Genomic DNA, 20,140 nt, shown 5'->3' on the forward strand with positions numbered 1-20,140 from the left:
GTGTTCAGTATAGACGCGCCAAGCGATGTCGGGCAGATTGCCGTAGCTTTTCCCCAATCGTCCCCGCAAAAGCGTCTGTTATGCAACGGCGAGAACCCGCGTTTATGCACGAGTCCTCGCCGTCATCGTAGCGCCCAGCAAGGGTGCCTTACTTATTGAGTCACGATGCGATCATCGACGCCGGCGTCGGTCAATCTCAGATGCGCACGACCGATACCTTACACGTTGTACTGCGGCAGATCCTGCAGCGCGATGGCAGACATGCCCACCTCGTTGTTGGAACCGACGCCGGCGCGCTCTTCGCGCACCGCTTCGATGGCACTCACGTAGGCGTTTGCTCCCGAAAGCGCCGTGACGCAGGTCACGCCGCGGCGAACCGCCTCGGTGCGCAACAGATATCCGTCGCCACGCGAGCCCGGGCCATACGGAGTGTTGATGATAAGCGAAATCTCGCCGTTGGCAATCATGTCGCCAATGTTGGGATGCGCGCCGCCAATCTTGTTGACGGTCTCGCACGTCACGTTGCCACCGCGCAGCACACGCGCCGTACCCTCTGTGCTCACGATATCGAAGCCCAGATAGCGCAGGATACGCGCGACCGAGAGGATATGGCGCTTGTCACGATCGCACACCGAGATAAAGACTTTTCCCTTACTTGGATTGGGCATGTCGTAGTCGATAGCGAGCTGCGTCTTGGCATACGCCTCGGGATAGCTCTTGGCGATACCCATCACCTCGCCCGTCGACTTCATCTCGGGCCCCAAGATAACCTCGGCTCCCGGGAAGCGACCCCACGGCATAACCGCTTCCTTCATGCAGAACCAATCCAGGCGACGACTATCGCGAGGCAAATGAAGGTCGGCGATCTTCTCCCCCGCCATGATGCGTGCGGCGCACTTGGCAAGCGGCACACCAGTGGCCTTGGAGATAAAGGGTACGGTGCGGCTGGCACGAGGGTTGGCCTCGATCACGTAGATCGTCTCGCCCTTGATGGCATACTGCACGTTTACCAGGCCGCGCACGCCCAGCGCAAGCGCGATGCGGCGCGTAGTCTCGCGCAGCCTCTCCACCAGGCTATCGCTAAAGCTAAACGGCGGGATGCATGTAGCAGAGTCACCAGAGTGAATACCCGCCTCCTCAATGTGCTCCAAAACGCCGCCGATATAGACTTCCTCGCCATCGCACAGGGCATCGACGTCAGACTCGATCGCACCCTCCAAGAAGCGATCGAGATAGACAGGATAGTCGGGGCTGATGCGCGTGGCCTCCGCCATATAGGTGCGCAGATGCTCGGAGTCGTACGCAATCATCATGCCACGACCTCCCAGCACATAGCTGGGGCGAACGAGCAGCGGATAGCCAATGCGCGTCGCTACAGCCTCGGCATCCTCAAACGAGGTGGCCTGACCCGCCGGCGGATACATGATCTGCAAGCGGTCGAGCAGTGCGGCAAAGCGCTCGCGGTCCTCGGCGAAGTCGATGGAATCGGGTTTGGTGCCCATGATGTTCACACCGGAATCCTCCAGCATGCGCGCGAGCTTGAGCGGAGTTTGACCGCCTAGCGTGACCACGACACCGTCGGGGCGCTCCACATCGATGACGTCCATGACGTCCTCGTACGTAAGCGGTTCGAAGTACAGACGGTCGGATGTGTCGTAATCGGTCGAGACCGTCTCGGGGTTGCAGTTGACCATGATGGTCTCAAAGCCGCGGCTCGCCAGCGCATAACTCGCGTGCACGCAGCAATAGTCAAACTCAATACCCTGGCCAATACGGTTGGGGCCCGCGCCCAAAATCATCGCCTTGGGCTTATCGCAAGGCGTCACCTCGTCGGCGGCAACCGTTTTGCGCGAGCAGGAATCGGTGCGCATGAGGTTCTCGTACGTCTTGTAATGGTACTCGGTGGCACTTGCGAACTCGGCGGCGCAGGTATCGACCGTCTTCATGCTGGGAACCACGCCCAGGCCCTTGCGATAGGCGCGCACAAAGCGCTCATCGGATCCAGTGAGATACGCAATCTCGGCATCGCTCGTGCCATACTGCTTGAGCAGGCGCATAGCGTCGGCATCGATATCCTCCACGCGCATACCGCGCACGGCCTCCTGCACCTGAACCATATCGTTGATGCGGTTGAGATACCACGAGTCGATCTTGCAGATGTCGTGCACGCGCTCGACGGTCCAGCCGCGGCGGAAGGCCTCGACCACATAGAAGATGCGATTCTCGGTAGGCGTAGCGATAGCCTGCGTAAGCTCGTCATAGTTCAGCTCGGAGGCGCCCTCCTTGCCACCGGCAGAAAGACCCACATGGCCGTCTTCCAGCGAGCGCATCGCCTTGCCAAAGGCTTCCTCAAACGTGCGGCCGATGGACATGATCTCGCCCACGGCCTTCATGCGGGTGGTAAGCGTGGTGTCGGTACCCTTGAATTTCTCGAAGGCGAAGCGCGGGACCTTGACCACGCAGTAGTCGATGGTGGGTTCGAAGCACGCCGGCGTAGCCTTGGTGATGTCGTTGGTGATCTCGTCGAGGGTATAGCCCACGGCAAGCTGTGCGGCAAACTTGGCGATGGGAAATCCCGTAGCCTTCGAAGCCAGTGCCGAGGAACGCGAAACGCGCGGATTCATCTCGATGACAATAAGGCGGCCGTTCTTGGGGTTCACGGCAAACTGCACGTTGGAGCCGCCGGTCTCCACGCCAACCTTCTCGAGAATGGCGAGCGATGCCACGCGCATGCGCTGATATTCAAGGTCGGAAAGGGTTTGCGCCGGGGCCACAGTGATGGAGTCGCCGGTGTGCACGCCCATGGGATCGAGGTTCTCGATGGAGCACACGATGATGCCGTTGCCGGCATGGTCGCGCATGACCTCCATCTCGTACTCTTTCCAGCCCTCGATGGATTCTTCCACCAGCACCTCATGAGCAGGCGAAAGCTCGATGCCCTGGCTCACAATGGAGATGAGCTCTTCCTCAGTATGCGCGATGCCGCCGCCGGCGCCGCCAAGCGTGAAGCTCGGGCGCAGGACGCACGGGTACCCCACGCGCTCGACGATGGCAAGGGCGTCTTCCACCGAGTAGGCATAGCCGGAGCGCGCCACCTCGAGGCCAATCTCGGCCATGGCCTCATTAAAGAGCTTGCGATCCTCGCCGCGCTCGATGGCGGCCAAGTCGCAACCGATCATCTCGACGCCATATTTGTCGAGGACTCCGGCTTTTGCCAGGTCAACAGCGGCGTTGAGTCCAGTCTGGCCACCAAGGGTGGGCAGCAGCGCGTCCGGATGCTCGCGGACGATAACCTTTTCCAAAAACTCGGGGGTAATGGGTTCAACATAGGTGCGGTCGGCCAGGCCAGGGTCGGTCATGATCGTCGCGGGATTGGAGTTGAGCAGTACGACCTCGTAGCCGTCCTCCTTGAGGACCTTACAGGCTTGAGCGCCAGAGTAGTCAAACTCACAAGCCTGACCAATGACGATGGGGCCGGAGCCGATGACGAGGATACGCTTGATATCGGTACGTTTAGGCATGAAAACCTCCTAGATAAACCGGTGAAGTTTGCAGCTATCGCCGGTGAGCGTGCAGCTGATGCATCGAAGCGCCGCAGGTGCGGCCACACGGGCCTATGCCTGCGTATCCACCGTCGCGGAAGCATCCTCGGAATCAAAAACCCAACCGACAAGGCGGTCCTTGGAAATATCGATGTCCAGGTAGTCGACATCTCCATCCAGCAGGCGCGCGAAAGCCGTAAAGAGGTAATGTGCGTCGGTGGGACCGGGAGCTGCTTCGGGATGGTACTGCACGGAGAAAGCCGGGCTGTCCAGCAGCTGGATGCCCTCAGCCGTACCGTCATTAAGGTTGATATGTGTAAGGCGAATGCGTCCAAAACGCTCGTTTTGCACCACGGGCGCAATGCCGCGCTGTGCCCATACGCGCAGGTCGCCGTCGGCAGGATGCTCGGTCTCGCCACCAGAGAGCTCGGGAATAAGCTTGCCCAGGCTCGGGAACACAAGGCCGAAGCCGTGATTTTGCGCCGTGATCTCCACGCGATGCGAGATAAGGTTCATAACCGGCTGGTTTCCGCCGCGATGGCCAAACTTAAGCTTTTCCATCTGGGCACCGCAGGCAAGACTGATCATCTGGTGGCCCAGGCAGATGCCAAACAGCGGCACCTTGCCAATGAGCTGCTGCACCTGCGCGTACGTCTCTTCCACGGCATCCGGGTCACCCGGGCCATTGGAAAGAAAGACGCCATCGGGATTCATTTCCAGCACATGGGAAGCCGGCGTATTCCATGGCACAACCGTAAGCTCGCAGCCAACGCGCACCAGACCCTCGAGAATGCCGCGCTTGATACCGCAGTCGTACACGACCACGCGGTACTTGGCGGGTGCAGGGGCAGCATCGGCAAATGCGTGGGCGGCCGGCAGGTCTGCGGCTGCATACGAATACTCATCTGCACAGCTCACGGTTTTGACCAGGTTCTCGCCCACCAGCGCAGGCGCCTCGGCGAGCTTTGCCGCAAGCTCCGTCAGGTCAAAGACCTCGGTCGAAATAATGCCCTGCTGAGCACCATGGTCACGCAGGTGGCGCACGAGTGCACGGGTGTCGATACCCTCTACGGCCACGATGTCGTTATCTTTAAGGTATTCGGGCAGACTTATGGAGCTACGCCAATTGGAAGGGGTGTGGCACATATCGTGCACGATCATGCCGCGAAGAGCGGGAGTTGCGGCACCGCGCTCGGTTGAGCCGGGATACGCACTTTGCACGTCATCCGGATCGATGCCATAGTTGCCAATCTGAGGGTATGTCATGGTGACAATCTGACCTGCATACGAGGGGTCGGTCAGAACTTCGAAGTATCCCTCGAGCGAAGTGTTAAAACACACTTCGCCACATGCCGTACCTGCAGCTCCGCAGGCGCGGCCGTAAAAGACCGTTCCATCTGCGAGCATGAGGATCGCGGCGTTTGCGCACCCTTTGCTGGTGCGGGACATGATTCGCTGGGCCAAATCGCTTGGCGCAGCCTTGGCAGACATGATGCCCGCCGAAAGGTTCGTGCCCATGTTCTCTCCTTTTCGGTCTCTCGGTACCGGCTTAAAGGTCATTTAGGCCTGGAGGTATTTTAGTCATCTAAGGCGACTGTGGCACGACAATTTAAAAAAGTACGCCAACAGACACATATCGACACATTAAGTAAACGGTCTTGTACGTCTGTTGGCGCGATACTCCCCTATTCGGAAGGCTGCGGTAAGACGTCGGAAGGCCGCTTCTCAGAGGCGCCACCGCGGAATATCTCGCGGCCATGCAGCATGTGTTCCATCTGGCGCTCAACGGCCTCTTCATCGATTTGAGACTGCTTGACCTGCGTGCCATCGGTGAGCGAGGACACGGAGTTCACCTGGGTCTGAATCTTATCGGTGAGTTTATCGTTCATGCCGATAATCTTGAGGTTCCAATCGATATACGTCGTGTTGGCCGATTTCTCCTTGGTCCACACAAACGTAAGCATCGCACGGCGGGTACCCGTTGCAGGCACAAAGCCAAATAGCTGGTCATGGGCAAAGTTGCCCTTATTGTCTGTGAGGGCATACACCTTGTACACCACACGGTTGATCTTCTCGTTAAGCAAGGCGTTGGTGGAGAGAGCCGATGCCTGGATCTGGGAGTTTGAAAGCAGCTCCAGCTCATTTTTTGACTGAGTGTCCACCACCGAGACCTCGACGACGCCCGTGCGCTCGTCCGCCTTGTCTACCGTAAACTGCTCCGGAAACTGCGTGAATCCGTTGCCCCACTCCACGCCGGACTGCATGGCATTGGTCACGGTTTCGTAATCCGCACACTCTGAGAGGTTTGCCGTATTCAAGCGGCGGCTCACACCGTAGACAATCTGCATACCAACCACAAACAGCAAGACACCGACGATACACAAGATCGCCGTGCGCGAGATCGCCTCGCCCGCCTTGGATCCAGAAGGGTCCTGCTCGGACAGTGGGTCTACTTTGGCACGACGAGCGCGACGCAGGTTAAGACCCACCTGAACGTCCTCACGTCTTGCCTCATCGTCGGCCTTAGTCGCATCGCCACCGCGCACGCGGCGATGCGCCAGCAGCGGGTCGATAACGCCCGAATCGTCGAGCTCAGAAAAGAGCTCTTGCGCCTCATCTTCTGTTAAGGGTGCGTTCTTAGCCATCAATGTCCTCGGGTATTACTCGGTGCGCGCCGCGCGCACGCCTTCGAACTGCATTCGATAGTAGCGAGCATACGTGCCGCCGCGAGCGAGAAGCTCCTCATGTGTACCACGCTCCACGACCTGCCCACGTTCCACCGTGGCTATCTCATCGGCATCCTTAATGGTGGACAGACGATGCGCGATGATGATCGTGGTGCGATTGGCTGCCAAGCGCTCGAGCGACTCCTGGACAGCCTCCTCGCTCTCGTTATCAAGAGCACTCGTCGCCTCATCCAAAATAAGGATGGCGGGGTTTTTGAGAAACACGCGCGCAATAGCGATACGTTGCTTCTGACCTCCCGAAAGACGGCTGCCGCGCTCGCCTACCACCGTATCAAACCCCTCGGGCAAGCTCTCGATAAACTCGAGGATGTTCGCCTGCTGGGCAGCGGCGGCGATATCCTCATCGCTCGCGTCGGGACGGCCATAGGAGATGTTGTCGCGAATAGTGCCGTCAAACAGATACACGTCCTGCTGCACGATGCCAATGGCGCGGCGCAGACTCTCCTGCGTCACATCGCGCACGTCCTGTCCATCGATGGTGATGGAACCGGATTGTACGTCGTAAAAGCGCGGCAGCAGCGAGCACGTGGTTGACTTGCCACCGCCAGAAGGTCCAACGAGCGCGATGGTTTCTCCCGCCTTGATGGAGAGATTCATGTGATCGATAACGGGGCGAACTCGGTTTTGCCCATCGTCACCCAGCTCGCAGTCGTCATAGCTAAAGCACACATCGCGATACTCGATGGCGCCCTCCTCCACGCGCAGCTCTGTCGCGCCGGGCTTGTCCTGCACGTCGGGTGCCGTCTGAAGCACCTCGTCCATGCGCTTGAATCCGGCGAGGGCTTTCTGGAACATCTCGGTCGAATTGACAAGCGTCTCGATGGGCGTGCAGAACAAGGAGATATAGAGGGCAAAGGTTGCCATGTCAACGGGGCTCAGCTCGCCTTGGGCCACCAGCCAGCCGCCCAACACGATCACAACGAAGTACAGCACGCCGCTCATGAGCCCGTAGGTAGCCGTATACGTTCCCATAGCATGGTACTGATTGACCTTAGAATCTAGGTAGCGGTCGTTGGCATGACGGAATTTGGCGCGCTCGGTGCGCTCATTTGCAAACGACTTAACCACGCGAATACCCGAGAGCGAATCCTGCAACTGCGAATTCACCTCAGAAATCTTCTTGCGATTATCACTAAAGACAGCCTTCATGTTGAGATTCTGGCGCACCATAACCACCACGAGAACGGCAGTCACCACAGCCATCGCGCCCGAAAGAGCAGGGCTGATGGTAAACAAAATCACAAACGCACCAATGACCTCGACGCCGCAGATAATGAGCCACTCGGGCAGGTGGTGAGCGCCCTCGCAGATATCAAACAAGTCGTTGACCACACGACTCATCATGTCTCCAGAGCTATGGCTGTCAAAATAGGCAAAGCTAAAGCGCTCATACTGATCGAATAGATCCTCGCGCATCTTGGATTCCATGCGCGCACCCATCACATGGCCTTGAGCCGAGACAAAATAGCGGCAACCACAGCGCACGGCGTACATGACAACAAGGCCGATGGCGATAGCCCCGAGCGACTGCATGATGGCGGCCTGTCCCCGCGTAAAGAGGCCTCCCGTCAGGCTGCGCAGGATAATCGGAAACGCCAGGTCGATGCCCGCAAGTACAAGCGCGCAGATGGTGTCGGCAATAAACAGGTGCATCTGCGGTTTGTAGTAGCCCAGAAAACGGCCAAACATACTATTTTTAGCCACGAATGGCTCCTTCCTATACAACATGCGGCGCTCGCCCTTCAAAACGGTACCGAGACGCCGAAAAGTCACGCACAATCGTCAGCTTTTGCCTACAAAGAGGAAAAAACGAACGATTCTGCGTGACTTTTAAAAATCAATCGCACATCGATGGCTTCGATTGATTCCGGATCGTCAAAACGCGCAGGCCGCGTACCTACTGTTCCACTGCAACATCGGCGTCGGAGGCAAGACGGTGCGCAATCGCATCGCAAGCAAGAGCACCCACAACGGTCTTGGCATCCTCAATCTTGCCATCCAAGACAGCGTCAATGAGCTCGGACAAAGGAACGAGGTCCACGTTGAGAAACTCGTCCTCGTCAGGACAAGCCTCATCAAGCTCAAGATGCGTCGCCATGTAGATGCGAATCAGCTCGTCTGCAAAACCGGCAGACGAGGCAATCGTCGTGAGATAACGCATGCGGCCGGCGACAAAGCCAGTCTCCTCGCGCAATTCACGCTTGGCGCACTCAAGTGGGTCCTCACCCGGATCGAGCTTGCCAGCGGGAATCTCGACCGTCACGCGATCGAGGGCCGTTCGATACTGGCGAACGAGCGCGATCTTGCCCGAATCGGTAAGAGCAACAACGGCGGCAGCGCCCGGATGGCGCACGATATCACGACTGGTCCGGCGCCCATTGGGGAGCTCGACCTCCAGACGGTTCACATCGATGATACGGCCGTGCCATGCGCATTCCTCAGAAAGAATATGCTCGTGCAGGGCGGCGTCGCGGGGGTCGTCATCGCCCAAAACAAGCGACTCCTCCTCAGGCTCCATCTCATCGACGATCGTCGCGTTATTCGAAATCTCTTCTGCCATCGTATGCGTTTGCCCTCCCTGGCTGGTTATGCGTCCCATGCGCTGCGACCCTTAAGGGCGCGCAGGCCGATGTCATGACGAAGGGTCTTCCCCTCAAAATCGATCTTCTCGCAGGCGGCATACGCCAGGTTGCGGGCCTCTTCGAACGTAGCCCCCAGCGCGGTGACGTCAATCACACGACCGCCGTTGGTAAGAATCTGACCATCCTGCTCGCGCGTACCGGCATGATAGACGGTGACACCATCCAGAGCCTCTGCATCCTCGATGCCCGTGATGACCTTGCCCTTCTCGTACGATCCGGGGTAGCCGGCAGAGGTGAGCACAACCGAGACAGCCCAGTCATCGCGCCAAGAAAGCTCAACCTCATCCAAGCGCTGCTCGGCGCAGGCAAGCATCACATCGACCAGATCGTTTTGCAGACGGGGCAAAATAACCTGCGTCTCGGGATCGCCAAAGCGTGCGTTGAACTCCAAGACCTTGGGGCCAGCAGGGGTAAGCATAAAACCGCCATACAGGCAGCCACGGTAATCGATGCCCTCGCGATGAAGCTGCTCGACGGTCTGATGCATGATGGCAACCATGGTCTCATGCTCCTCGGGCGTCACGATGGGCACCGGGCTGTACACGCCCATGCCGCCCGTATTGGGACCGAGGTCGCCTTCAAGAGCACGCTTATGATCTTGAGACGTGGCCATGGGGCGCACCGTGATGCCATCGGTGAATGCCAGCAGCGAGCACTCGGGGCCGGTAAGCATCTCCTCGACAACCACAGTGTTGCCAGCATCGCCAAAGGCACCGGAGAAGCACTCATGCACGGCATCGAGAGCTTGCTCGAGCTCGGTGGCAACGATAACGCCCTTGCCCGCAGCAAGGCCATCAGCCTTAACCACCAGTGGAGCGCCCTGAGCGTTCACGTAGTCGAGGGCCGACTGCTCATCGGTAAAAGAGCCATAGGCGGCGGTGGGCACGCCGGCGCGCTCCATCAGCTGCTTGGAAAAAAGCTTGGAGCCCTCCATCTGCGCACCCTCGGCACCCGGGCCAAAGCACGGAATGCCCGCCTCGCGCACGGCATCGGCCACGCCCACAACAAGCGGAGCCTCGGGACCGATGACAACCATACCGCAGCCATGGTCTTTGGCAAACGCCGCGACGGCGGTGGGGTCGTTCTCGTCGAGAGAGATATTCTCGCCCTCCTGAGAGGTACCACCGTTACCCGGCGCGATGTAGAGTTTGCCGCAGCGGGGCGAAGCGGAAAGCTTCTTGGCGATTGCATGCTCGCGGCCGCCCGAACCCAAAAGCAGGATGTCGATGGCCTGGGACTCTGCGTTCATTGATCCTCCTTATTACCTGCCGCGCGCAGCGCAGCGATACTCACAAAAACGAATATACCCCTCCGTGGGAATTATCCGCGGAGGGGTAGGAACCATACGCCTATGCGCTACTTCCAAAAACGGTTGATAATCTGCTCGCGTTCTGCGCCTACACCGATAATCGAGACGCGCGTGTGCGCCAGGTCCTCGATAAACTCGACGTAGCTGCGGGCCTCAGCCGGCAGGTCTTCAAACGTGCGGCAACCAGTGATGTCGCAGTTCCAGCCAGGGAGCTCCTCATAGATGGGCTTGGCGTGTGCGAACAGTTCCTGATGCTCGGGCACGGACGTATAACGCGTACCGTCGCAATCGTAGGCGACGCACACCTTGATGGTATCGAACGCCGAGAGCACATCGAGTTTGGTCAAGGCCAGGTCGGTCAGGCCGTTCACGCGCGATGAGAAGTTGGCGATGGGACCGTCGAACCAACCGCAGCGACGACGGCGACCGGTAGTGACACCGTACTCGTAGCCCAGCTCGGTGAGCTTGTGGCCGCACTCGTCCGTATCGTAATCGAGCTCGGTAGGCATGGGGCCGGAACCCACGCGAGTGATATATGCCTTCATAACGCCGATCACGCGGTCAACGTTCTTCATACCCACGCCGGAGCCGGTGATAGCGCCGCCCGCGGTGCAATTGGAAGAGGTGACAAAGGGATAGGTGCCGTGGTCGATATCCAAAAGAGTAGCCTGGGCGCCCTCGAACAGCAGCGTCTTGCCTTCGTCGATCATGTCGTTGAGCAAAAGGCCGGTCTCGCAGATGTAGGGACGCAGGCGCTCGGCGTACGGCAGATACTCCTCGCAAATCTGGTCGACCGTGTAGGTGGGCAGGTGATAGATGAGTTCCAGCTCGGGATTGACGCGAGCGAGCGCGATCTCAAGCTTCTTGCGGAAGATATTCTCGTCCAGCATATCCTGCATGCGCAGACCGATGCGGGCCATCTTGTCCTGATAGCAAGGACCGATACCGCGCCTCGTGGTGCCAATGTTGTTCTTTCCCAGCAGCGTCTCGAACGCACCGTCAAGATCCATGTGGTACGGCATGATGATGTGTGCGTTACCGGAGATGCACAGGTTCTCGGTCGATACGCCATCCTTCTCAAACATATCGATCTCTTCGAGAACCACCTTAGGGTTCACGACGCAGCCGTTAGCGATAACGGCCTTTTTATCTGCATACATGATGCCGGAGGGAATCTGGTGCAGACCGTATTTCTTGTCACCCACCACGATGGTGTGGCCAGCATTGTTGCCACCGGAGTAGCGCACAACGCCATCAAAATCGCCTGCGATAAGGTCGACGATTTTGCCTTTGCCCTCGTCGCCCCACTGACCTCCGACCAACACGGTAGACGGCATCTTGACTCCTTCACGAATACAAGCGCATTTGCGCATTCAAACGTTTCTATTATAGGCGCACGTCCGCGCTATTCCTCGGCATGCTCGTTAAGCTCATAAAACTTAGTGGAGGCAGCCAGGAAGACCAGGTCCACATCGCCAATAGGGCCCGAACGGTTCTTGGCGACGATAATTCGCGTGATGCCCTCGGGCGGACGGTCCTCGCGCCCGGCCTCCTGCTCGTTGCTCGAGCGGTCGAGGAACATGACGATGTCGGCGTCCTGCTCGATAGAGCCCGATTCACGAAGGTCGGAAAGCTGCGGACGCTTGCCGGTACGAGACTCGACGGCACGGGAGAGCTGCGAAAGCGAAATGACGGGAACGGCGAGCTCCTTGGCCATAATCTTAAGGGCGCGCGACATCTCGGAAACCTCGACGGTACGGCTCTCGGCGCGACGACCCGCAGGGGGACTCACCAGCTGCAGATAGTCGAGGATGATAATGGCCTTCTCCTTGTTATGAAGCATACGGCGCGCTTTGGCGCGGATCTCGGTTACCGTAATTCCCGGTGTGTCATCGATCAAAATATCAAGGCGGGAAAGGTCTTCTGCCGCCTGGCCGATATTCGCCCACTCCTGCGGAGAAATCTTACCCGTGCGGAAATTGGACATGCTGACCTGCGCATGGGCGCAGATAAAGCGCTGGGCGATTTCCTTACCGCTCATCTCCAGGGAGAAGAACGCTACGGTATACCCTTCAGACGCAGCGTTGAGGGCCAGGTTAAGTGCGAACGAGGTCTTACCGACAGCAGGACGCGCGCCGATGATGACCAGTTGACCCTCGCGCAGGCCCATGAGCATCCGGTCAAGACTGGGGTAACCCGTGGGAACACCTGCAGCAACGCCGCCGGCCTCGCAGACCTCTTTCGCCTCGTTAAAGGCCTCGATCAAAAAGTCGTTCAGCGGTTTGTACGCATTTTTGACCTCGCGGTCGGTCACGGACAGCAACATGCTCTCTGCGCGCTCGACAACCTCTTTGGTATCGGTCGGAGCGTTATAGGCAAGCTGATTGATCTGATTGGTAGCGCCGATGATCTCGCGCAGCATGGCATCACGGCGAACAATGGAAGCATGGTGCTGCCAGTTCACGAGCGACAGCGTCTGACCCATGAGCTCAAGAATATAGGCCTCGCCGCCTACTTCTTGCAGCTTGTTCTCGGAATTGAGGTAATCGATAAGCGTGATCGAGTCGATGGGCATGCTGCGATCGTACATATCGTGCATGGTCTCGAACAGTGACTTGTTCATTGGACGATAAAAATCGTCGGGGAGAAGCTCGGTAAGCGCCTCCTCCACAACCTCACTGGAGAGAAGCATAGCCGAGAGCACGTTTGCCTCTGCGTCCGGGTTATTGGGAAGGCCCTGATGCGTCCCGCGCTCGGCAAGAGACAGGTCCATGCGCACTCCTTTTTCTCATGTTGCTTAACGTATCAATAGTACGGCACGGCGGGCGCGTTTCACGGCTCCCATGGTTTAAACATGCCTATACGTTTTATGTACAAGCAACGTACAAGTTTCAAGTTCAACTTGAAGGCACGTCTTTGACCTGCGGTAATAGCGGTTATCAACGTTTTCAACAATTATTACCTGCGCTTTTACTGAGTTTTCAACAATAAAGCTCTGACCTGCGTTTATTCATTTTTTACCAGCGATTTACCGGAACTTTATCGTTTTTGATTTGCTGGTTTTATTATTTTAGCAGGTAGAGATAGCTGTTTATACAATGCGCAGGTAGATGCCTTGCATTCCCTTGATACAAGAATGGAAATGCCGCATTCGTTCCTACTGGTCTACTCCAGCTTTTCAACAGCAGGTCAAGTGCATTGTTGTGGATTTCTCCCATATCACAGCAATGCGCGCCGTGAAACTCAAAAAAACGAAGCGTTGCTGCCTAAAAGGATCTCGACATAAAAAAGGCTTGGAGCCCAAAACGCGCTCCAAGCCTTCATGCCATGCGACATATGCAGCGAGTAGAGTTACTCGGCAGCAGCCTCGGTCTCGACCTCGGCGACAGCCTCCTCGGCGGTCTCCTCAGCAGCGGCCTCAGGCTCCTCGACAGCCTCCTCGGCGGTAACGCCAACGAGAACGGTCACGGTAGCGCGAATCTCGCGATACAGCGCCACGGGAACCTCATGGGCACCGGCAACCTTGATAGGCTTGCCAAGCTCGACGCGCTTACGGTCGACCTCAACACCGAGGTCGGCCTTGATCGCGTCAGCGACCATGGAGGCAGTAACGGAGCCAAACAGCACGCCCTCGTCGCCGACCTTGGCGTCGACGGTAACGGACTTGCCATCGATGGACTCCTTGAGCGCGTTGGCGTCGGCAATGCGGACGGCCTCGCGCTTCTCAATGTTGTTGCGACGCTCCTCGAGCTGCTTCAAATTGCCCTTGGTTGCCGCAACGGCGAGCTTCTTAGGGAACAGGTAGTTCTCGGCGTAACCCTGAGCGACGTCTACGACGTCACCCTCGCCACCCTTGCCCTTGATCTCACCCAAGAGAATGACTTTCATGAGATCTCCTTGCGGAAATGCACCACTTACGCGGTGCGCAAACGTTTATTGTTTTGCCTTCTCCACTCGAGCTTGCTCCCGCGCAAGACCGCGGAAGTTCGCCCAGATGTCGATAAGGCCGACGATGCACATTGCGAAGAACATCGCCTCGAGCCAAACGGTCAAAAACGTGGTCACGAACCTGGTTAAGCAACCCATGTGGCGCTTCGCTTCGAGCGCAGAAACCACGCCAAAGCCCTGAAGCGCAAAGACAACACGCAGGCTTGCCAGCGCAGACGCACATACCGTGCGCAGCAGCTGTGGCTGTGGGATGTCTGCAAAGGACGCCCCAAGTCCCAGGATGCAAAGAGCCAATACGCCGACGCACCACATGGGCGCATCGAAATTGGCAATTTGCGGCATGCGGCGAATGCCCGTGCAGCGCACAGACATCGTATACGATCCAATACCCGCAACCAGCGCGTCAAACATAGCCGATGCCACATAGACAAACGGCCAGATAACCCGAAGGAGCGGCATGACTTGCGAAACAAGCAAGTCGCCTTGGATATCGGACCCCACCGCAGAGCGAACGGCCTCTTGGAGCAACGCGACGAAGGACTTCGAAAGCGACATGCCCGACATCGAAGCGATGGTCGCGTCAATGCCAAGCGAAAGCAGCGAAGCCACAACGATCACGATGCACACCGCGGTTACGTTCGCCCGTCCGCGCCACATGCACCATGAGATGCCTGCAGCACAGACAAACACGGGAACAAGCGAAAGGGCAAATATGAAATCCCAAGCGCATGCAGCCGCAAAAACCAGCACGCATACGCCAAGACCCGCACAAAGGCCCTTGCCCTTCTTTGCCTCCAGAAGCTCGCGCATACCGTAGGCAAGAAGAAACACTCCCAAATAAGGGAGATACGAACTCAACGCAGCGCCCAATGCCGTCCAAAGCAAGCCCTGAAGCAGCACAGCGGGCCGCACCGGAGGTTTAGGCCCGGCCGGCACGATTTGGCGCTGGGGTTCGTCGTTCCCGTTGATCATCGTTAAAACCTAAAGGCTCAGGGTACCTAGCCGCGGTTGCGCTCGCCGCGGGAAGAAACCACGGGAACGGCGTAGGGCAGGAGAGCCATCTCGCGGGCGCGTTTGATTGCGTTCGCGATGTCGTGCTGATGCTGCGTGCAAGCGCCAGTGACGCGACGGGGCTTGATCTTGCCACGATCGGTCATGTACTTACGGAGAAGCTGAGTATCCTTATAGTCGATATACTCGGTGTTCTCCTTGCAGAACTGGCAGTACTTACGACGCGGCTGACGTGCAGAATAATCATTAGCCATGTCAAAAATACCTTTCGATACAACGCCAGGCTATTCAAGCCGGCGCCATCACCTAACTGGTGACATCCGCAGGTTATACAACCTTAAAACGGAATGTCCTCATCGTAGACGTCGACCACGGGCGGCGCCTGCACAGGGGCAGGAGCTGCTTGCGGTGCCGGTGCGGGGGCATAGCCGCCGCCATAGGAGTTACCGCCGTTCTGGCTGTAACCACCCTGGCCGCCCTGGCTGCCGCGGCTCATAAACTCGATTTCATCGACGATGACCTCGAGCTTGCTGCGGCGCTGGCCGTCGCGCTCCCAAGAGCTGTAACGGAGCTTGCCTTCGATCGCAACCTTCGTCCCCTTGGAGAGATAGCGGCTCACGGCCTCGGCACGGGTGCCGAACATCGTGCAGTCCACAAAGTTGGGGTAATCCTCCCAGTCGCCCGTCTGCGGGTTCTTGCGACGGTCGTTGACGGCAACGCCAAACGAAAGCACTTGCGTGCCGCCGGCGGTTGCGCGCAACTCGGGGTCGCGCGTGAGGTTACCGGAAATGTTCACTCGATTGATGCTCATGCTAACTCACTACCTCTCGGGTGCGGTCGACTCGATGGCCGGCCGCGCTTCATGTCGGATTTCTACTCCTGGTCGTCGCGACGGACGATCATGTGACGGATCACGGCGTCGGTGATGCGCATAACGCGGTCGAGCTCGGCGATCTGAGTAGGATCTGCATGGAACTTGATGAGGGTGTAGTCACCTTCGGTGAGGTCGTTGATCTCGTAGGCGAGCTTGCGCTTGCCCCACTCGTCAACGTTGTCGACCTTGCCATTACCCTCGGCGATCGTGGTATCGATGCGCTTCATGACAGCGAGACGAGTCTCGGCGTCGAGAGTGGGGTCGACGAAGAACAGCAGTTCATAAGCCTTCATTTGGTCACCTCCTCTGGGCATAAGGCTCCGGGTCGTGAAGGTGCGCCCGGGGCAGGAAAAGACTTGATTATGCTAGATCATCTTCTGCACATGCGCATCTTCGCAGCTAGAACCTCATGAGCTCTACATAACCGCGTTATACGAACGCCTCCCGAAGGACAGCCTGGAACAGCCTTCTTGCCCTTTATGCTGCCTTCGGGAGAGCTTGGGCAAAGCATGCCATGGCCATATGCGCCCCTTCAAACAGATATGGCAAAAAATCGACCATTTTATTCCGTAGGCTCTCACCCAAAATCAAACAATCCCAGGTCAAGACTGTAGACATGCAGCTCCTTACACATAAAGGTTCCGAAAGCCTTGGCTCATATTTCTTAAAAAGCACTCAAGGACTTTTGATATGTCGGGTTCAACACCGTATTACACTGTTTGTCAATCACTCAACGTAAGGAGATTCCATGCAACCGGACACCGACGCCTCATCCGCATGCTCTTGCAACGACGCCTGCGAATGTAAGAACCAAAATATCTCTTCCATGTGCCTTGTCTGCGGCAAGGACAATCCTTTCTCCCTCCACGCTCAAATTGTGGAGCACCCCGAGCAAGATGAAGTTGTGTGCTATTTCACACCGCAAGAGATACATCAAAGCTACCCCGACCGCGTGCACGGAGGAATCTCGGCGGCGGTACTTGACGAGGTGATCGGACGTGCTGTTCAGATGAAACACCCCGATATCTGGGGCGTCACCATTTCCCTTTCCCTTAAGTATCGCAGGCCACTTCCCTATGGAACACTCCTGGAATGCCATGGTCGCTGCACTAAAATCACGCGCCGCACGTTTGAGGGAGAAGGCGAAATCCTAACGCCCGACGGCAAGGTAGCCGTCCAGGCCACAGGAACGTACGCCATCTGCCCGCCCGACGCCATGACCGGCGAGGGAAATCTTGACGATATGTGGTTTGAAGACGATCGCCCCGTCGAAGGCCTTTAACGCAACGGGAACACAAACAAACTGACGGAGGAGGGACGTCCCCGGCACTTCGCGCCGGGGACGCTGCGGCGCAAACGCTCACGCGTTTGCCCAGCTCCGCACCTCTACGGGTTCGAACCCCTCCTCCTGCTTTTGTACGGGGCGGGCCCGATAACAAAAAAGCTTCCATCGCTGGAAGCTCGAAATTCAAACTGGCGGAGGAGGAGGGATTCGAACCCTCGTGACCTTATACAGGCCAAACGGTTTTCGAGACCGCCGCATTCAACCACTCTGCCACCCCTCCGCGTGGGGTAGAAAACAGGGCGCGTCATGAGACACGCCCTGAGTGAAATCTGGCGGAGAGTCGGGGATTTGAACCCCGGAGACGCTTTTGACGCCTACACGATTTCCAATCGTGCTCCTTCGGCCGCTCGGACAACTCTCCGTTAAGTGCATAGGCAATTCTACCGGAATATCCGAAACATGCAACCGAGAATCTTCCAAAATTTTAAACCGTCAATCGAAGAAGCGTTTTAACGCCCATTCTCGACGTGTAAGATAGGGCGCGAACGCGCATGCGAAACTCGCCGCGCCCATCGCATGCGTCACCAATTGTCTATCCCCCTGGAGTGCCTGTGTTCGCTATCTGCACCCTTCTTTCCCATACTCTATCCGGCGTTTGCGGCGCCGTCATGATCTCGACACCCGTGTATTCCCAACCCGTTGCCATCCCCGTCTGGCTTGAGCTGGCAGCCGTCATCGCAGCCTCTATATCGGGTGTGCTCACGGCCCGCAAGCGCAACCTCGACCTTATCGGTGCTATCGCGCTCGCAGTTGTATGCGGACTCGGAGGAGGTCTTTTGCGCGATATGACCCTTCAGGTGGGAGACGTCTATATCCTCAAGCAACCGCTCGCGCTCCCCATCTCCATCGCAACAGCCGCCATCATCTACATCGTTCCCGCTGTCGTCGACAAACCCGAACGCATTATCCCTGTACTCGATATCCTCTCGGTTGGCATCTACTCGGCAACCGGCGCAGACAAGGCGTTTGTCCACGGTTTCGATCCTTTTGTTTGCGTCATGATGGGCGTGTTTACCGCTGTAGGCGGCGGAATGCTGCGGGACGGGTTTATGGGCGACGTGCCCGGAATCTTCCAACGCACAAACTTCTACGCCATTGCCTCCATCGGAGGAGGAGCAACCTATGTGGCGCTCATGAGTCTTACCCCCATATCCAGCGTGGCCGCACTCGTCGCCTGCGTTTTTGTAACGATTGCCTTGCGATGGCTCTCCATTCGCTTCGACATAAAAAGCCCCACCGAGGATGACTTCGCGCGCTGGTTTCGTCGCAAAAAATAGAGGGCAACCGGATAGTGGCTCGCAGCCCATACCACCTCAGCACGCCCCTTTCCCAAATGCTACCCCTGGTTTCTTGTCTGCCCGGCTCGCCGTAATCCATAATGCAATCGATGCACTACCAACTGAAGGAGCATTATGGATCACCGCGTCTTATCCTGGCAGCAGCGACACGGCTTCGCCCTCTCGTTTGCCCTCGCACTCGCAGTTGCCCTGTTTGCGTTCCCCATAGCAGCACATGCTGCAGACGAAGCAGGGAATGTGTTCAGCGGCTCTTCGAGCAACCCCTCCTCCATAGAAGGAGATCTCTATTGGATCGGACGGGCACTCGACCTCGACAGCACAACCGTCGGGCGAGATGTCCTCGCTGCCGGAGAAACCCTCGATATCGACAACACGCAGGTTGGCGGCTCGATTCGAACTGCAGGTAAAACCATCAACATCAGCAAAACAAGCGTCGATGGAAATCTCACCCTTGCCGGGCAGTACGTTACTGTCGATAAAAGTTCTTCTGCTGCAGGGGCCTATATCGCCGCACAGGATATCAACCTTTCCAGCTCTGTAAAGACCGCTGCTCTTTACGGTGAAACCGTCGTTCTTGACGGCACCGTCACGGGCAACGTGAGCATCTATGCAGAAAAACTCGTCATCACCAAAAACGCGAGCCTTCTTGGCAACGTGGAGGCAACCTTATCCGAAAAGCCCACGATCGACGACAACGCTCACATCGAACATCCTATCAATGTGACCTTTGATAAGGCGAAAGGAGAGGATGGGGGAGCGGCTCAAGGTATTGCAAGCGTCCTCGGCAGCATTATGGGCTATCTCTTCTCAGGCATCAGCACTGCGGTTATTGCACTGATCATCGCATGGATTCTTCCTCGCGCGGTGAATTCAAGTACGGACATCGCGCTCAAGCAGCCGTCCAAGATCATCGTCCCGGGCATGCTCGCGCTCATCGCCATCGTGCCCATGTTATTTATGATTATTGTCGCCGCCTTTGGAATCCCCGTAACCGGCATCCTCTCGTTCACCACAATTCAATGTGCAATCTTATGCATCTTGACCTGCATCCCCTTCGCCTCGGCAAGTCTTGCTCCAGCAGTGCTGAATTCCCTGCCGCGTCAAGCTGCAACGGTTGTTGGAGGTTTTATCGTCGGCGTTGCAAGCCATCTCCCGTTTATAGGCTTCGTCATCGGAATCGCCTCCTTTATCTATTTGGCAGGCTATGCCATCCATTGCATCGGTGAAGGTATGAAGGGCAATCGGCCCCAGCCTCCCGCCGGTGACCCAGACAGTCTCCCACCCATGCCAGGCTCGCCCATTCAGTAAACGCAGACACCGGATAGAAGTCTTTTTTCTTCAAAGAGCTCAATCTCGAGGCCGCACCCCTCGAGATTGACATGAACTTCGCGATGAGTGGCGGTTTTTCCACATTTTTGAACCTT

16 protein-coding genes and 2 tRNA genes are annotated in these 20,140 nt (G+C 57.4%); 3 read left to right on the top strand and 15 right to left on the bottom strand.

The annotated features are described in order from the left end of the window. Nucleotides 1–218 precede the first annotated feature (218 nt). The 13 genes from carB to rpsF all read right to left on the bottom strand — a co-directional run bounded on the left by carB (nucleotide 219) and on the right by rpsF (nucleotide 16,366). Entirely contained in the window at nucleotides 219–3,521 is a 3,303-nt protein-coding gene (gene carB, locus BQ9843_RS05245; RefSeq protein ID WP_075844187.1) for a carbamoyl-phosphate synthase large subunit, read from the bottom strand. A gap of 93 nt (nucleotides 3,522–3,614) precedes the next feature. After that, the gene (gene carA / locus BQ9843_RS05250; protein ID WP_075844188.1) at nucleotides 3,615–5,060 is read right to left on the bottom strand and encodes a glutamine-hydrolyzing carbamoyl-phosphate synthase small subunit; all 1,446 of its coding nucleotides are present in this window, start codon (nucleotides 5,058–5,060) and stop codon (nucleotides 3,615–3,617) included. A 167-nt stretch (nucleotides 5,061–5,227) separates the two neighbouring features. After that, complete coding sequence (locus BQ9843_RS05255) at nucleotides 5,228–6,187, bottom strand: hypothetical protein (protein ID WP_075844189.1); 960 nt, start codon at nucleotides 6,185–6,187, stop codon at nucleotides 5,228–5,230. A 15-nt stretch (nucleotides 6,188–6,202) separates the two neighbouring features. After that, nucleotides 6,203–7,978 carry an ABC transporter ATP-binding protein gene (locus BQ9843_RS05260; protein ID WP_195906630.1) on the bottom strand — a complete coding sequence of 592 codons (1,776 nt, stop codon included), beginning with the start codon at nucleotides 7,976–7,978 and terminating at the stop codon, nucleotides 6,203–6,205. 208 nt (nucleotides 7,979–8,186) lie between these two features. Beyond that, complete coding sequence (locus BQ9843_RS05265; RefSeq protein ID WP_022386300.1) at nucleotides 8,187–8,849, bottom strand: NUDIX domain-containing protein; 663 nt, start codon at nucleotides 8,847–8,849, stop codon at nucleotides 8,187–8,189. A 26-nt stretch (nucleotides 8,850–8,875) separates the two neighbouring features. Continuing rightward, nucleotides 8,876–10,180 (bottom strand): phosphoribosylamine--glycine ligase, encoded by a 1,305-nt coding sequence (purD, locus tag BQ9843_RS05270; RefSeq protein ID WP_075844191.1) that lies wholly within the window; start codon nucleotides 10,178–10,180, stop codon nucleotides 8,876–8,878. Nucleotides 10,181–10,287: 107 nt separating this feature from the next. Then, the gene (locus BQ9843_RS05275) at nucleotides 10,288–11,577 is read right to left on the bottom strand and encodes an adenylosuccinate synthase (RefSeq protein WP_075844192.1); all 1,290 of its coding nucleotides are present in this window, start codon (nucleotides 11,575–11,577) and stop codon (nucleotides 10,288–10,290) included. Between the two features lie 68 nt (nucleotides 11,578–11,645). Next, on the bottom strand, nucleotides 11,646–13,013 hold the full coding sequence (gene dnaB, locus BQ9843_RS05280) for a replicative DNA helicase (protein ID WP_075844193.1): 1,368 nt from the start codon (nucleotides 13,011–13,013) through the stop codon (nucleotides 11,646–11,648). 578 nt (nucleotides 13,014–13,591) lie between these two features. Continuing rightward, nucleotides 13,592–14,128: a 50S ribosomal protein L9 gene (rplI, locus tag BQ9843_RS05285; RefSeq protein WP_040219534.1), complete on the bottom strand. Its 537-nt coding sequence runs from the start codon at nucleotides 14,126–14,128 to the stop codon at nucleotides 13,592–13,594. Nucleotides 14,129–14,173: 45 nt separating this feature from the next. Further along, nucleotides 14,174–15,160 (bottom strand): YybS family protein, encoded by a 987-nt coding sequence (locus BQ9843_RS05290; RefSeq protein ID WP_075844194.1) that lies wholly within the window; start codon nucleotides 15,158–15,160, stop codon nucleotides 14,174–14,176. Between the two features lie 26 nt (nucleotides 15,161–15,186). Continuing rightward, nucleotides 15,187–15,453, bottom strand: coding sequence for a 30S ribosomal protein S18 (gene rpsR / locus BQ9843_RS05295; protein ID WP_022386306.1), 267 nt, complete (start codon nucleotides 15,451–15,453; stop codon nucleotides 15,187–15,189). 83 nt (nucleotides 15,454–15,536) lie between these two features. Then, entirely contained in the window at nucleotides 15,537–16,010 is a 474-nt protein-coding gene (locus BQ9843_RS05300) for a single-stranded DNA-binding protein (protein ID WP_075844195.1), read from the bottom strand. Nucleotides 16,011–16,072: 62 nt separating this feature from the next. After that, nucleotides 16,073–16,366 (bottom strand): 30S ribosomal protein S6, encoded by a 294-nt coding sequence (rpsF, locus tag BQ9843_RS05305; RefSeq protein ID WP_040219536.1) that lies wholly within the window; start codon nucleotides 16,364–16,366, stop codon nucleotides 16,073–16,075. 455 nt (nucleotides 16,367–16,821) lie between these two features. Between rpsF and BQ9843_RS05310 the strand changes: the two genes are divergently transcribed. Continuing rightward, entirely contained in the window at nucleotides 16,822–17,355 is a 534-nt protein-coding gene (locus BQ9843_RS05310; protein ID WP_083647937.1) for a PaaI family thioesterase, read from the top strand. Between the two features lie 192 nt (nucleotides 17,356–17,547). Here BQ9843_RS05310 and BQ9843_RS05315 read toward each other — a convergent pair. Together BQ9843_RS05315 and BQ9843_RS05320 are read right to left on the bottom strand one after the other, a co-directional pair. Beyond that, nucleotides 17,548–17,638 (bottom strand) — tRNA-Ser (locus tag BQ9843_RS05315). Nucleotides 17,639–17,688: 50 nt separating this feature from the next. Next, a tRNA-Ser gene (locus BQ9843_RS05320) sits at nucleotides 17,689–17,779 on the bottom strand. 184 nt (nucleotides 17,780–17,963) lie between these two features. On the opposite strand from BQ9843_RS05320, the gene BQ9843_RS05325 reads away from it, so the two are divergent. Together BQ9843_RS05325 and BQ9843_RS05330 are read left to right on the top strand one after the other, a co-directional pair. Further along, entirely contained in the window at nucleotides 17,964–18,695 is a 732-nt protein-coding gene (locus BQ9843_RS05325) for a trimeric intracellular cation channel family protein (protein ID WP_230205607.1), read from the top strand. A 135-nt stretch (nucleotides 18,696–18,830) separates the two neighbouring features. Further along, the gene (locus BQ9843_RS05330) at nucleotides 18,831–20,024 is read left to right on the top strand and encodes a polymer-forming cytoskeletal protein (protein ID WP_075844197.1); all 1,194 of its coding nucleotides are present in this window, start codon (nucleotides 18,831–18,833) and stop codon (nucleotides 20,022–20,024) included. The last annotated feature ends 116 nt before the right edge of the window (nucleotides 20,025–20,140 follow it).

This window comes from Collinsella bouchesdurhonensis (assembly GCF_900155365.1).
GTDB classification, from domain to species: Bacteria; Actinomycetota; Coriobacteriia; order Coriobacteriales; family Coriobacteriaceae; genus Collinsella; species Collinsella bouchesdurhonensis.